Raw genomic sequence first — 14,057 nt, forward strand, 5'->3', positions numbered from 1 at the left:
CGCTATCTGATCTCGTCGGTAGCGGCCGGCGCCTCACGACGCGTCGAGCCTTTTTTGGTCAGCAAGCCGAGAGCGTTCGCGGCCTTTCTCTTTGCCCGGTAGCGGTTGAACTGCTGGTCTGCCAAGACCCCGAACAGGATCACTACTCCCATCACCGCGAAATTGAGCGAAGAAGGTATGCCGAGAAGATTGACCAAGTTCTGCAACTCCTGAAGCAATACGACGCCCAGCACGACGCCGATGATCGAGCCTTCTCCGCCACGCAAGGAGAAGCCCCCCAAAACGGCGGCTGCGATAGCGTAGAGTTCGTAGAAATTGCCATGTGACGATGGTTGCACCGATCTGGTGAACATAGCGAAATAGACCGCTGCGACGGCGGTCAGTACAGCGCAGATAACATACGCAGCGGTGATGACGAAACCGGTGCGAATGCCCGAGTACCGTGCCGCATCCTCATTCTTGCCCACTGCCTGCAGATGCCGGCCGAATACAGAGCGGTGAAGCAGGAGCCAACAGACTACACCGATGAAGATCATGGCGTAGAAGGAGTGCGGAATCCCAAACGAGCGCCCAATCGTCAGCCATTCCAATCCTGGATAGTTTGCGCCGAAGGGAAAGCCGGCAGTAGCTTCGCCCGTATAGCCGCGCGCTACACCGCGATAGATCAGAAGGCCACACAGTGTCACCACGAAGGGTTGCATTTTGAGTTTGGTGATCAAAAAGCCGTGAGCCAGGCCCAGGAGCGTTCCGATAGCGATAACGACAAGGATCGCCACTGGCCACGGCACTCCAAACTTTCCAACCATATCGACAAATATTACACCGAGCAGCGCAATCATCGACCCAACCGACAGATCAATACCACCCGTCATGATCACAAAACCCTGCCCGATAGCGAAGAGGCCAAACAGGCCGATCAGGTTGGCCGTATTGCCCAAATTGATTGGCGAAAGAAACAACGGATTTCGCAGATAGACGACCGCCCCCACAATTATGATCAGAACTGCCAGCCCGAGGTCTTTTTTATGCATTGGTTTTCCTAATCTGCGCCGACAGCGAGCTTGAGCACATTGTGTTCCGAAAACTCCGATCGCGACAGCGATCCGGCGATTTCTCCTTCCCGCAACACGACGATACGGTCGGACACGCCGATCACTTCTTCCATGTCGCTGGAGATCATCATGACCCCAACACCTGCGTCTGCCAAAGCGCGCATGAGCCTGTAGATTTCAACCTTGGAGGCGACATCAATGCCGCGGGTGGGCTCGTCAAAAATGATCAATATCGGCCGCATGGAAAGCCATTTGCCCAACACAACCTTTTGTTGATTGCCCCCGGAGAGTTCGGCGGTAGTACGCATGACATCGGTGGTTCTGATTCCGAGTTTTGCACGCTGATCTTCGGCGCGCGCCTTGACCAAGTTTTGCGAAACGAAGCCGTTGCGCGATACTGCGCTCAGATCGGCGAGGCAAATATTCTCGCAGATCGCGCTTTCTAGTAAGAGGCCGGTACGTTTGCGATCCTCCGGCACGAGATAGACCCCCGCTTCGATGGCGTCACGCGGTGAAGCCGCCTTGAACGGCTTGCCCGCCAGCATGATCTCGCCCTCGAGAATGGTACCGATACCGAAAATGGCCTCGGCCAGTTCCGTTCGTCCCGCGCCGACCAGCCCGGCCACTCCCAGAATTTCCCCGTAATGGATATCGAATTCGACCAGCGCGGATGGTTTTGCACCGGTTCTGACAGCCGTCAGGGACAAGATTGCCCCTCCAGCAGGTTTGGCCGGCGGCGCATATAAAGAATTAAGATCGCGTCCGATCATCATTCGGATCATGGCATCATGATTTATTTCAAATTTGCTGAGTTCACCGGCCGCCTTGCCGTCGCGCAGTGCGAAGACGCGGTCGGCACATTCCTCAATCTCGCTCAAACGATGCGATATGTAGATGACAGCGATGCCCTCGGCCTTGAGATCGGCAATGACGTTCATCAGAGTTTTCGTTTCTGACAGAGTCAGTGACGACGTCGGTTCATCCATTATGATGACGCGCGCCTTGATGGAGAGTGCCTTGGCGATTTCGAGTAATTGCCGTTCGGCCAATGATAGATCAGCTACCAGTGTGTCGGGCTTGAACGTGGCCCCTACGCGTCGCAGAAGCGGTTCGGCCGCGGCACGCATGGTTTTATCATCCAATAGCCCGAGGAAACCCGACCGTATTTCGCGCCCCAAGAACATGTTGGCAGCGACATCGAGATTGTCGAAGACATTCAGTTCCTGATGCACGAACGCGATCCCGGCGGACTGTGACTCGGTCACATGAAATTGGTCGCATCGTATATCATCCACAATGATATGGCCCGAACTGGGTTGTACAATACCTCCCAGAATTTTCATCAGCGTGGATTTGCCGGCACCATTCTCCCCGATCAGGGCCAGCACTTCGCCAGCCATGACCGACATGGAAACATTAGAGAGGGCCACCACGCCGGGATAAGCTTTCGAAATGCTCTCAAGCACCAACAGGGGGCGTTTCCGGTCCGATTCACTCGTCATTTATCGGGGCCATCTGATTCACCAAAACAGAGATAGTAGAAGCTGCTTGACAAGCTCGCACCGGGCCGGTTGAACAGCCCCTGCCCGATGCGCCGCATTTGCCGGGAGGACTACCCGCCAAGACGCTGTTTGAGTTCCGCCTCGAAGGCATCGACGTTGGCAGCGTTGATAACTTTGGTAGGTACAATAATGAGGCCATCCGCCGGAACCCCCGACTTGTCACCCTCGAGATACTTCGCCATAAGATGCATGCCTTGATAGCCCCACTGGTAAGGATCCTGCACGACCGTTCCGGCGAACTTGCCTTCCCGCACGGCTCCGAGGGTAATCGGGTCTTCGTCGAATGCGATGACCGTGATGGCGCCCAGCTTGCCCGCAGCCTGGAGGGCCTCGTAGATCTTTGGTGGATTGTAGGAATAAAACCCTACCATGCAGGTGATGTCCGGATTGGCGGCAAGCACGTCATCGACATTAGACCGGGCGCGGGCGAAATCGACGTCGTCGCCGCGCACGTCGGCAAGCTCGATCCCGGATCCTTCCACCGCCTTACGGAAGCCGGCGATACGCTCAACAGCGTTGTCGGCTCCCAGGAACCCGACGAAACCCATGCATTTCCCACCCTTGGGCATCGCGGCGACTGCGATTCCACCAGCCTGCACGCCCGCTAAAGTGTTGGAGGACCCAAGATAGGCGATACGCTTGCTGGCAGGCGCGTCACTGTCCGTGGTGAACAGCGGCACTTGGGCCGCAATACGATTGAATGCGTCGATGGAGTTCTTCGGGTCAGCCGACGATATCATGATCGCATCGGTGCCGGCAGCCACAAGGTCATCCATCAGAGCATTCTGCAGAGCAGCAGTACCTTGAGCCGGATAACGGAACTGCAGTTCGTAGCCCGGCAACTCCTCTTGGGCCTTCTTGACGCCGGCTTCGGCGAGCTTCCAGAAGTCCGAAGCGGCATTCACGACGAAAGCCAACTGGGGCTTATCCTGGGCGACAGCGGAGCCGGTAAGACCGGAAACCACCATAGCGATCGAGACGGCAAGGTTCAGTTTCATTGCTTATCCTCCCATTTTGAGAGCATGACCGCGGCCATGCTCGTCGGTGTATTGGATGCCCCAAGCAATCTGTTACCACATGGCCGTATATATCCTTTGCTTGGGCGTGCGCCTGGACGGTCCCAAATCGGATTGCCCCGGAGCCGGCGTCGGATATTGGCACATGTCTTACCCGGGTACCAGACAGGCTGCGGGTCATCGTGCGCTCCGTCATAGGCGGCGATTTATGAGGAGATTTAGGTAGACGCCAGACGCCAAACGAGCCGCATTCGTACCCTTAGTATTGTCGAGCCAGTGTTTGTAAAGGGCCGTCGGAACTTCTACCACCGGCAAGCCGTACGAGGAGTTCGATTTGGCTCGACGCAGGCGCACTCCACCAGCACATCCCTCTCTGCCTCGCGGGCATTCGCACAGTTCTGCGGAACAACTTCGACGAAATGCGTCAGTCTGCGTCATTGATAACAAAAGTGCGAACTTGTCTCCCCAAAGGCAGTCAAATACAGCTTCGTGAGAAGCGCACAATCACCAGCACGTCTCTTTCCTTACTTGCCGCGACTTTGGATGGCATCCGCTATGGCTATGAACCGAATTCGCGTCGACAAAATCCGTAGCTCGAAGAGAGCGCGGTGCGCCCTGTTCTTTCTGGCTGGTGGACTCGGAATCGGCGCATGGGCCTCAAGCCTGCCGTTGCTCTCCGGAACGATGGGCCTGGACAAGGGGCAACTCGGAATTCTGCTCCTGTGTTTTGCGGCCGGGGCGATAGTCCTCATGGTAAGAATGGGCGGGACCATTGACCGGATGGGCGGCAGCCATTTCTTTAGCCTAGGCGGCTGCGTCATATTCGGTTGCGCAATATTCATGATCCCGTTGGTGCAAGGCCTGCTACCGCTAGGACTGCTTGTCTTCATTGCCGGAGCCGGCTTTGGAACGCTCGATGTTTCAATGAACACTGAGGCTTCCGAGATCGAGCGCGCGAGGGGCAGGCATCTGATGTCGTCATTCCATGCCTTGTTCAGCATCGGGAACATCCTCGGCGCCTTTCTCGTTGGCAAAGTCGTGGCCTATGGGGGAAATTTGCAGTGGTGCCTAGGGGGCGGTGGAGCCCTCGTAATTTTAACGGCGCTCTCAACGTGGTTTTTCGCCAGGAGTGCCACCAGTCAAGGTTTGCACGCCGATACCGCTACCAATGCCAAACTAGACGCCAGACTCAATGTCTCGCAGAAGGCCCTTGTGCTGGTACTTGGCGTGATCGCGTTCCTGGCGTTGCTCGCGGAAGGCGGGATGATGGACTGGACTGCAATCTACATGGTCGACACCCTAGGTGCTTCCGAAAGCGTTGGAGCTTATGCATTTGCCGTCTTTGCTGCCGCCATGGCTATTGGCAGGTTGATTGGTGATTATGCGACGAAACGAATTGGCCATGTGAATCTTCTCAGAATAGGGGGTGTCGTATGCGCTGTGGCGCTTATGACAATGCTGATCACAAAGGGTGTGGTAACATCTTTGGTGGTGTTAGGAATTTGCGGCTTAGGTGTGGCCAATATGGTGCCGGCGGTCTTCGCGTCAGCCGGTAACATTGGCGCTCATGCAGCCGGGCGCGCAATGTCCATTGTAACAACGATGGGATATAGCGGTCTTTTGCTTGGACCTGCTTTGCTGGGTTTCGTTGCACAGGCTTCCAGCCTAACAGTTAGCCTCGCACTCATCATGCTGGCTTTTGCTCTTATCTCGGCAGGAACCTTTTATCTCAACCGGCGGCTCAAGGACCATCACGAAAAGTATCGGCCAGGCAAATGCCTTGCTTGATCAGGTGATGCAATTGACGCGAGATCGACGATCGTAGCAGATCATGCAAGGACCAATCGCTCCATCAAGGTCTTCAACTCCTGTGCCACGTCGTAACTGTTGTCCTGGTGCTGCCGATTGCAAAAAAGCTCGCAGCTCCACCAGCCCTGAAATCCGGTTGACTTCACGGCGTCCACCCATTCCTGCAAGTTGAGGATGCCGTTCCCCGTCGGAACGTCGCGTAATATAGCCTCGTTGGGAATTCCCCCACTGAAGGGCAGTGAATCGCACAGGTGCACGCCGTAGATAAGGTCCTTATCGAAACGCGCAATCCTTTCCGGCGTATCACCCGACGTGTATGAATGCCAGAAATCGATAACCAACCGCACATTGTCGCGTTGGCAGAGATCAATAATCCGCATCTGTGCATCCATGGTGTTCAGTGGGGTCCAGGAAAGAGCTTCGAGATATACGATCAACCCATAGTTTGCAGCGATATCGGCAACCGCGCGCAAGTTCTCGGCAGTGAGGACAGTCTGTCTATCCAGGGGTAGATCAATGAGTCCTCGATAAATATCGGGATAGCGCTCGGTGGCGTTTTGCTCAAACACGCGAATATCCAGAGGCCCGGTAATTGCCTCAATGCCTTGTGCGCCTGATGCCGCAGCGAGACTGCATAGGCGTTCCGCCTCGAGCAGCATGTCTTTGCGGTTCGCTCCCTGCCGCTCAACATCGATCAAGAACCCAATGCCGGGCATGGACAGGCCATCAAGTCGCGACCTCAGTTCTTCTTCTGAGAAGCCTGCCCCAAGAAACGCTGAGATTTTGGTTCCTGAAGTTTCGAGGCCGTCGAACCCAAGGGTCCGGGCGATGTCGATGTCAATTGCTAGTGTATTCCATTTGGAGGCCATCGAGTGGTAAATCAGTTGGTTCTTGTTGGGGTTAAGCATGGTTCAGCCTACTTTCGACGTGTCTGGGATCTGTCAGAAGATGATTGTTCGCCGCTTTTTTTGAGCAGCAACGATGGCTTCGACGGCTTTCAGTGCAACGACATTGTCTTTGCCCAGGCAAACCCATTCCGAAGGACAGTGGATGGAGCTCAGGAAGCCTTTAATCATCGTGTGGTGCGGATCACGCTCTCTGACAGGTATTAGTTCGCTTCGTGTCGCTGTTCGACGGACGAGCGTTCCCAGTCCCTTGTTGTTCAGTGTACTATGAGCAATGAGTGCGCCGTGATCACCTGCCAGCATGACTACGCTTTCAAGCTCGGTCGTCGAAAAGCTTTCATAGGCTTGAAAAACGACGTTGCCGGTCATGCGAATAGCGTAGGCGGTCTGCTGCCTCGGGTCACCCGCTGCTTCCGAAGGTAGTGAAGTTACTTCAACCGGTTCACGCCCTGTCAGGAAACGCGCCAGATCGATATCCTCAAGCGAAGCATTGAGGAGGATGTCACCTGGCATGGCGTGGTCCGTTCTGCGGTTGGGATGAGGTTGAAAAGGCGCTGCACGGATGATCAAAATTGACTGCAGCGCACCAATCTCGCCTTCCAGAAGCAACCGGCGCATCGTCTGATGTATGGTCGACGAACGCAATGGTTGATACACGGCAAGCGTAACGCCTGCCTTCTCGCACTCAGCGACAAGCGAACTTGCGACCCGGCTTCTATCGGAAATCGGCCAGTCACACAGAACATGCTTTTTAGCAGTTGCTGCCGCGACAATATAATGCTTGCGTCTTTGGCGCGCTGCACTGACGTATACGAAACGTACGAGCGGATCCTCTAACGCCCTTCGCGCATCAGTTGATGCGTTGAGAATGCTCATGTCCTCAGAGAAGTGTTTTGCGTACTTTTTACTGCTGCTAACAACCCATCGAGGATTGTGCCCGGAGGCGCGAATCGCCGCTACAATGTGTTCGGATGCGATGGTACCCGTACCCATCATTGACCATCCTGCTGCCTCGCCAGAGTCCACCGTTTATTCCTTAGGTTGAGTGTAGTGACTTTGTACGCGGGCGCTGGAAGTCACAATTTCGCAGACCGTTGAAGTCCTTGTCAAACTGACGTATTTTTAGCGTCAACGTGCTTCACATAGGCGGACAATGGAATATTGGGGAATGAACAAAGTTGCCTTGGCGGCCAATTTGAGGACGCTCTGCGAAACGCAAGGCTCCGTCGCTGCGGTGTGTCGCAAGATTAATGTGAATCGCCAGCAGTTCAACAAGTACCTTTCCGGCACCCATGTCCCTTCAGCCACAAACCTGAGGATCATCGCGAACTATTTTGGTCTAAGCGTCTCCATTCTTTTTTCCGACCCGAATGAATTTCGCACGCTGGTGGACGGTAACTTTTTCCACGCTATGGCAACTGCGCGGCAATTGCCGGAGTTCTCCCGCTTCGTGTCGAGCATGATCGTTGAGAACAACGCCGATCGTGAGGATATTGTGGGTGTCTACGACCGCTATCAATTCTCGTCAATCTATAAGGGATTCGTACTCCGATCAGCCTTTTGCATCTACCGGAATAAGGAATTTCTCCAGCACTATTATGTTGAAAGGTTCCCGAGTTTTGATGATCCGAGCAAGATTGAATATGTCTTCAAGTATTATGGCTTCTGCTTTCCGGTGGCGGATCGTTTGTTCACTGCAGATTTTGAAGGCATTCAATCAAATGAACTGACGTTCGGAGTGTACGCTCAAGTCAAACGCAACACCAAGAAGTTCATGTTCGGTATTTCGAGCGGTATCGCAGCGACTGTATTTCGCCAGCCTTATTCAACCAAGGTTGTGCTGCATTATCGTGGACCTGGCCTGCTGCGTCGCGAACATCTCAAAGAACTCACCGTGATGGATCGCAACGATCCCGCGATCCCACGTGAAGTCCTTCAATATCTGGGTGACGGTTCTGACATGATCCAAATGAGCTAGGTAGTGTCGGATATCAGTCCGTTCCGCTAGGCTGCAATGCCGGTCATGGATGGAGTTCGACAGCAAGCCAGACGCTGTCGGTATCGGCGTAGTACCGGTGCCAAGGATAAGTCCATTGGTTCGGGCCCGTCACTCTGCAGAACGGGTCATGCGAATAACCGATTGGCATCACTACGTCTTCATAGAGTGTTGATGGGTCACGTTCCCGAAATTTCTGCATCCGACCGACGCCATGAATCTGGGTGTGCGTTTCCAGGAACGGATGCTCATGGTGGATGTAGCAATCCGTATCCCCAGGCGACCACCAGAGATTTAGCTTGATGGTGAAGGTCTGGTCGGCCTCTGAGCGGCGAAGCTCGTTGGTGAACACGCGTGGATCAAGGGTCACAGTGCCGATTTCGTCCTGTGGGGAAATGTAGAGTGGCGTGTCCCGAGGGAAGCTGCGAATACGATTGCCAAGCCAATCCCACCCTCGGAACATACAGCCTCCAAGATTGGTAGGTTGGATCACTTTGATGATGGCTGCGCGCTCGGCAGACCGAATTCGCCCACCCTTGAGCCATGTCGATTTCCAAGCCGGTACAATCGCAGGATGGTCGTCCCCCGTCACCATGGGTGAGGGGCTGATGTTGACTACCACAGCGTCCTTAACGTCGTAGTCAAACACATCCTCCACGAGGTTAGCGGTGATAAATTCATCCGCGAACGCAAGTTCTCTTGTACGGTTGTGCACTTCGGGCCTCATTCTACGAACCAATGTATCGATATTAGCAAGCCACAGCGCGCGGCAGCGCAAAAGTGCGCGGATCGATTAATTTATTCGCACAGTGACGCAATGCCGAACTCACATTGCGAATGATCACGGTCGGATGACAGGTGCTGTGCGCGCAACCGCCTGGTTTGAAACCATGGCTCCAGTCAGAGTTAACGTGTGAGATCCTCTACACAGTGGATGCATCGTGAACCTAATTGTGCGTCAGCTCGCGTCAGCGTTTACGTTCCTGCGAACTTGATGTTCACGCTGCCCCGCCGGACAATGCCATCACGTTGGAAGGCATCAGAGCCTGACACCCTTCCAGTCAGAACAATAACGAGCTTAGAGGGTCGAGATCAAATGAAACTGACAGGTGGCCAGGTAGTTGCAAGAGCACTCAAGGAATATGGTGTTGAATATGTCGCCGGCGTGCCTGGGCACGGGATCTGGTCGTTGTTCGACGCATTTCTGCAGGAAGGCTCGGAATTGCCATTCATCCAGGTGATGCACGAGCAGAGTGCCGTACATATGGCAGACGGCTATTTTCGTGCGTCAGGACGCCCGATGGCCTGCTCGACGTCAGTAGGGCCGGGTGCTGCAAACACGATCATCGGTCTGGCGACCGCCTATTGCGACTCCACCTCGCTATTTTATGTCTCCGGCTCGCCGCAGACCTATATGCACGGCCACGGCACCATGCAGGAACTGGAGCGACAGCAGGACAACGCGTTCCCCCGGATAACGGAACAGGTGACAAAGCGCGCCTGGCAAGCAAACTCGGTTTCAGTGCTTCCAAGCATCATGCACCGCGCATTCAGCGCCATGATGACGGGGCGTCCCGGTCCAGTCCATGTCGAGGTACCGATGGACGTACAGGTCGAGGCGGCGGATGTTACAATCCACCCCTTGGAAAAGCGCTTGCCAGTCGGTGTCGCCTATCCCGATCCGAAAGCAATTGAGGCTGCCGTTAGGCTCCTCTTGACGGCGGAGCGGCCGGTGATTGTCGCTGGCGGCGGAGCGATCAGCGCAAATGCATCAAGCGAATTGACACGCCTTGCAGAAAAATTGGGCGCCGCCATTTCAATCACTTGGAATGGAAAGGGTGCAATCTCAGAAGACCATTCATTGTTTATCGGCGCGGTAGGCCAGACTGGCACGACGTGCGGCAACAGGATCACTGCGTCGGCAGATGTCGTCATATCCGTCGGTTGCCGCTTCACCGACTGGTCTGCCTCATCTTATGCCAAGGGCGTGTCCTTCTCGATCCCCTCGGCCAAGCTTATCCATATCGACCTGGACCCACGCGAGATTGGGAAGAATTACGAAACCGAGGTCGGCATCGTTTCCGATGCCAAAGTCGCGCTGGAAGCAATACTCGGCATGATCTCCGATGCCGACTCGACAAGGATGCTGGCGCGTCGTGAGACCTTCCTGGCAGATGTTCAGAGAGCCAAGTCTGACTGGGACGAACAAGTTGCTCCACGACTGAATAGTCGCGAGACCCCATTTACCTCTCAACGACCCCTGGCTGCATTGCGTAATGTGCTCGATCGCGACGGCATCGTCGTGGTCGGTTCGGGCAACACGCAAGGTGCGGTGAAGCAAAGCTTCCCGGTTTATGAACCGCGAACGCACCTGACATCCGGATCCTATTCACCGATGGGCTGGGCGGTCCCGGCCGCCCTTGGCGCTAAACTGGCTCGCCCCGACCGTCAGGTTGTGGCCATTGTGGGCGACGGCGATTTTATGATGTCCCTGCCCGAAATGGGTACGGCGGTTATGAATGGCATCAACGTCGTGTTCCTGGTGTTGAACAATTCAGGCTACATGTCTATCCGGGGCGGTCAACGCAAGTTCATGGGCCGCCATGTCGCATCCGAATTCAACCATCACTCGGGGAATGGCGAACCTTACTCGGCTGACATAGCTGCTTCGGCGCGTGCCTTCGGGCTTGAAGCGTGGAAGGTCGAGAAGGACGAAGATCTGGAAAGCAGTTTGAAAGCTGCGCTCGAATGTGGCGGGCCGGCTTTGGTGGAAGTTATCGTATCGCGCGATGCTGCAGGGCCGTTCGCAACGGGTTGGTGGGACTTCCCGTCGCCGGCCTACTACGACAAGGAACAGGCTGCTTACGTCCAGATGCGTGAACTGGAACAGCACCTGTAAATGAAGTGATCGGGGGCACGGATGCCCCCTTGGTCTCCCCCCTTTAATCACCTTGGACTGCGGAGCACGTGGCTTCCGCAAACGAAGAGTCATTCTCATGATACGGCACATCAAGACAGCTCAGGCTTCAATTGCAGGCGGCACCGACGGATCAGTTACCAAAGCCGTCGAGGCGCTCCTTGCCAAGGTGGAAACCGGCGGCGATAAGGCAGTCCGGGAACTCTCCGTCCAGTTTGATAGGCTTGATCGCAACTCCTACCGCCTAACGAACGACGAAATCGCGGACGCAATTAACTCATTGACCAAGCGTGAGCGGGAGGACCTTGATTTCGCTCAGGAACAGGTTCGCAAGTTCGCTCAAGCTCAAAAGGACAGCCTGAAGGATCTGGAGATAGAGACGCTACCGGGCGTGATCTTAGGTCATCGCAATGTCCCGATCCAGAACGTGGGTTGCTATGTCCCAGGTGGCAAGTATCCGTTGCTGGCTTCTGCTCACATGACCGTGTTGACCGCACGCGTTGCGGGCTGCGAGCGCATCATTACCTGTGCCCCACCCTTCAAAGGTAAGATCTCCGAAAAAATTGTGGCAGCTCAAGCACTCGCTGGTGCAGACGAAATCTATTGCCTCGGCGGCGTCCAAGCAATCGCAGCTATGGCTTTCGGGACCGAGACGATCGATCCGGTGGATATGCTGGCCGGACCGGGCAATGCTTACGTCGCCGAGGCCAAGCGCCTGCTGTTCGGCAAAGTCGGCATCGATCTCTTCGCTGGCCCCACCGAGACCCTTGTAATCGCCGACGACAGTGTTGATGGCGAACTGGTCGCCACCGACCTTCTTGGACAGGCCGAGCACGGGGTCAATTCACCGGCCCTTTTAGTCACCAATTCGGAAAAGCTTGCCCGTGAAACACTCGCAGAGATCGACCGGCTGCTCGGCATCCTGCCGACTGCCGAGATAGCAAGGAAGGCATGGGAAGATTTCGGCGAGATCATTCTGTGCGACACGATCGACGAGATGGTCGCTGAAGGAGACCGGGTTGCGTCCGAGCACGTCCAGGTCATGACCCGGGATCCTGACCACTTCCTGAACAACATGAAGAATTATGGTGCGCTGTTCCTTGGCCCCCGCACCAATGTCGCATTTGGCGACAAGGTCATCGGCACAAATCACACACTGCCGACGAATAAGGCTGCCCGCTACACCGGCGGCCTCTGGGTCGGCAAATTCCTGAAGACCTGCACCTACCAGCGCATCGAGACGGACGCAGCGTCGGCGCTGATCGGTGCATACAGTTCAAGGCTCTGCCTCATGGAAGGCTTCGCCGGACATGCGGAGCAGGCAAACGTACGCGTCCGCCGCTATGGCGGTCGCAACGTACCTTATGCAGCAGCGGCAGAGCCGATCGACGCGTAATCCGAACGGCAAGTCCGGCTGCCGATCAACTGCCGCACAGAGTTAACCACCAATGCCAAAAACAGGGGAACTGACATGAAATTGACCACTCTTCTCGCCGCTTCTATATCCCTTTTGCCGGCCGTTGCCATGGCGGAAGACAAGGGCAAGGTAGAAGGCATTCATCATTGGGTATCCGAGAGTGAGGTGAACGCACTCAAGGTCATCACCGACAAGCTCTCAACCAAGGGATATACCTGGCAAGACAGCGCCGTTGGCGGCCTGTCGGGCGCCAACGCCCTTCAGGCGCTCCGAACCCGGCTGGCAGCAGGTAATCCACCGGCGACAATGCAGTTTCTCGGTTATGAGGGACTCGACTGGGCCAAGGAGGGTGTCCTGCGCTCGCTCAACGAGTTGTACACCACGAATGGATGGGACAAGGCACTTGCGCCGCAACTCTTGGCATTCGTCAAGACCGGTGACGATTACATCTCTCTGCCGATCAACATGCACCGCCAGAACTGGGTATGGGCTAATAAGGCCGTTTTCGACAAGGCCGGCATTGCCGAGCCGAAGAGCTGGGATGAACTCATCGCGGCTGGTGACAAGCTCAAACAAGCTGGCGTGGTGCCGCTCGCGATTGGCGACGAGCCGTGGCAGATACTCGAGGTCTTCGAAGCGATCCTCGTCGACGTCAACGGTCCTGATTTCTATAAGAAAGTGGTCATCGACCTCGATGAAAGTGCCCTTTCCAGCGAGCAAATGGTCGATGTTTTTGATAAACTTCGCAAGGTCCGTGGTCTCGTTGACGATGGTTTCACCGGCCGCGATTGGGCTGTCGCAACCGGTATGGTGGCGAGCGGTAAGGCTGGCATGCAGATTATGGGCGATTGGGCCAAGGGCGAATTCCTCGCCAAGGGCATGAAACCGGGCGTTGATTTCCTTTGCTTCCCCACTCCAGCTGCAACCCCCAACTATAAATTCGTCATTGACGCATTCGGACTTTTCAAAATCGATGACGCAGCGATTACGGCGGGCCAGGATGCCTGGGCAGAGTCCATCATGGATCCGGAAGTCCAGAAGAACTTCAACAAAATCAAGGGTTCAATTCCGGCCCGCTCCGACGTCTCTGTCGAAGATTTTGACGCCTGCGCCCAACGCAGCTTTGCCGATCGCGAAGCGGCCGTTTCCAGCGGTGCTATGCTCGGTGGATTAACCGAGGGTTTCGCCGCACAGCCACAGTTCGCCGGTGTCTTCAGTGACGTCGTGGGCAAGTTCTTCGTCACTGACATGTCATCTAATGATGCCGTTCAGGCGCTCGTTGATGGAATCAACAATGCGCGCTGATCCTGATCTGATCAGCCAGCCGGGGTGTCACCCGGCTGGCGCGTCAAGTGGCATTAGCGAAAACATTGGGAACGCGGT

At 55.5% G+C, this 14,057-nt stretch carries 11 protein-coding genes; 5 read left to right on the top strand and 6 right to left on the bottom strand.

Annotation, left to right across the window (positions count from 1 at the left end):
* Positions 1 to 2: 2 nt before the first annotated feature.
* The 3 genes from K9U38_RS03225 to K9U38_RS03235 all read right to left on the bottom strand — a co-directional run bounded on the left by K9U38_RS03225 (position 3) and on the right by K9U38_RS03235 (position 3,612).
* Positions 3 to 1,031 (bottom strand): ABC transporter permease, encoded by a 1,029-nt coding sequence (locus K9U38_RS03225; RefSeq protein ID WP_224492915.1) that lies wholly within the window; start codon positions 1,029 to 1,031, stop codon positions 3 to 5.
* Between the two features lie 8 nt (positions 1,032 to 1,039).
* The gene (locus K9U38_RS03230; protein ID WP_224492916.1) at positions 1,040 to 2,554 is read right to left on the bottom strand and encodes a sugar ABC transporter ATP-binding protein; all 1,515 of its coding nucleotides are present in this window, start codon (positions 2,552 to 2,554) and stop codon (positions 1,040 to 1,042) included.
* A gap of 110 nt (positions 2,555 to 2,664) precedes the next feature.
* The gene (locus tag K9U38_RS03235; RefSeq protein WP_224492917.1) at positions 2,665 to 3,612 is read right to left on the bottom strand and encodes a sugar-binding protein; all 948 of its coding nucleotides are present in this window, start codon (positions 3,610 to 3,612) and stop codon (positions 2,665 to 2,667) included.
* Positions 3,613 to 4,185: 573 nt separating this feature from the next.
* On the opposite strand from K9U38_RS03235, the gene K9U38_RS03240 reads away from it, so the two are divergent.
* A complete protein-coding gene (locus K9U38_RS03240) occupies positions 4,186 to 5,418 on the top strand; it encodes an MFS transporter (RefSeq protein WP_224492918.1) in 1,233 nt (410 codons plus the stop codon).
* Between the two features lie 41 nt (positions 5,419 to 5,459).
* On the opposite strand, the gene K9U38_RS03245 is transcribed toward K9U38_RS03240, so the two are convergent.
* Entirely contained in the window at positions 5,460 to 6,347 is an 888-nt protein-coding gene (locus tag K9U38_RS03245) for a sugar phosphate isomerase/epimerase family protein (RefSeq protein ID WP_224492919.1), read from the bottom strand.
* A 33-nt stretch (positions 6,348 to 6,380) separates the two neighbouring features.
* On the bottom strand, positions 6,381 to 7,340 hold the full coding sequence (locus tag K9U38_RS03250; protein WP_224492920.1) for a Gfo/Idh/MocA family protein: 960 nt from the start codon (positions 7,338 to 7,340) through the stop codon (positions 6,381 to 6,383).
* Between the two features lie 172 nt (positions 7,341 to 7,512).
* Here K9U38_RS03250 and K9U38_RS03255 point away from each other — a divergent pair, with 172 nt between their 5' ends.
* Positions 7,513 to 8,322, top strand: coding sequence for a helix-turn-helix domain-containing protein (locus K9U38_RS03255; protein ID WP_224492921.1), 810 nt, complete (start codon positions 7,513 to 7,515; stop codon positions 8,320 to 8,322).
* 43 nt (positions 8,323 to 8,365) lie between these two features.
* Here the strand turns inward: K9U38_RS03255 and K9U38_RS03260 are convergent, their stop codons facing one another.
* Entirely contained in the window at positions 8,366 to 9,067 is a 702-nt protein-coding gene (locus K9U38_RS03260) for a hypothetical protein (protein WP_224492922.1), read from the bottom strand.
* A 369-nt stretch (positions 9,068 to 9,436) separates the two neighbouring features.
* Between K9U38_RS03260 and K9U38_RS03265 the strand changes: the two genes are divergently transcribed.
* From K9U38_RS03265 to K9U38_RS03275, 3 genes are all read left to right on the top strand, one after another.
* A complete protein-coding gene (locus tag K9U38_RS03265) occupies positions 9,437 to 11,239 on the top strand; it encodes a thiamine pyrophosphate-binding protein (RefSeq protein ID WP_224492923.1) in 1,803 nt (600 codons plus the stop codon).
* 97 nt (positions 11,240 to 11,336) lie between these two features.
* On the top strand, positions 11,337 to 12,653 hold the full coding sequence (hisD, locus tag K9U38_RS03270; protein ID WP_224492924.1) for a histidinol dehydrogenase: 1,317 nt from the start codon (positions 11,337 to 11,339) through the stop codon (positions 12,651 to 12,653).
* A 75-nt stretch (positions 12,654 to 12,728) separates the two neighbouring features.
* Entirely contained in the window at positions 12,729 to 13,979 is a 1,251-nt protein-coding gene (locus K9U38_RS03275) for an ABC transporter substrate-binding protein (RefSeq protein WP_224492925.1), read from the top strand.
* The last annotated feature ends 78 nt before the right edge of the window (positions 13,980 to 14,057 follow it).

The organism is Phyllobacterium lublinensis (assembly GCF_020164435.1).
GTDB classification, from domain to species: Bacteria; Pseudomonadota; Alphaproteobacteria; order Rhizobiales; family Rhizobiaceae; genus Phyllobacterium; species Phyllobacterium lublinensis.

Bases quoted from the DNA above. Each gene is read 5' to 3' on its own strand.
- K9U38_RS03225 (WP_224492915.1), bottom strand. From the start codon at position 1,031: ATGCATAAAAAAGACCTCGGGCTGGCAGTTCTGATCATAATTGTGGGG.
- K9U38_RS03230 (WP_224492916.1), bottom strand. From the start codon at position 2,554: ATGACGAGTGAATCGGACCGGAAACGCCCCCTGTTGGTGCTTGAGAGC.
- K9U38_RS03235 (WP_224492917.1), bottom strand. From the start codon at position 3,612: ATGAAACTGAACCTTGCCGTCTCGATCGCTATGGTGGTTTCCGGTCTT.
- K9U38_RS03240 (WP_224492918.1), top strand. From the start codon at position 4,186: ATGGCTATGAACCGAATTCGCGTCGACAAAATCCGTAGCTCGAAGAGA.
- K9U38_RS03245 (WP_224492919.1), bottom strand. From the start codon at position 6,347: ATGCTTAACCCCAACAAGAACCAACTGATTTACCACTCGATGGCCTCC.
- K9U38_RS03250 (WP_224492920.1), bottom strand. From the start codon at position 7,340: ATGATGGGTACGGGTACCATCGCATCCGAACACATTGTAGCGGCGATT.
- K9U38_RS03255 (WP_224492921.1), top strand. From the start codon at position 7,513: ATGAACAAAGTTGCCTTGGCGGCCAATTTGAGGACGCTCTGCGAAACG.
- K9U38_RS03260 (WP_224492922.1), bottom strand. From the start codon at position 9,067: ATGAGGCCCGAAGTGCACAACCGTACAAGAGAACTTGCGTTCGCGGAT.
- K9U38_RS03265 (WP_224492923.1), top strand. From the start codon at position 9,437: ATGAAACTGACAGGTGGCCAGGTAGTTGCAAGAGCACTCAAGGAATAT.
- hisD (WP_224492924.1), top strand. From the start codon at position 11,337: ATGATACGGCACATCAAGACAGCTCAGGCTTCAATTGCAGGCGGCACC.
- K9U38_RS03275 (WP_224492925.1), top strand. From the start codon at position 12,729: ATGAAATTGACCACTCTTCTCGCCGCTTCTATATCCCTTTTGCCGGCC.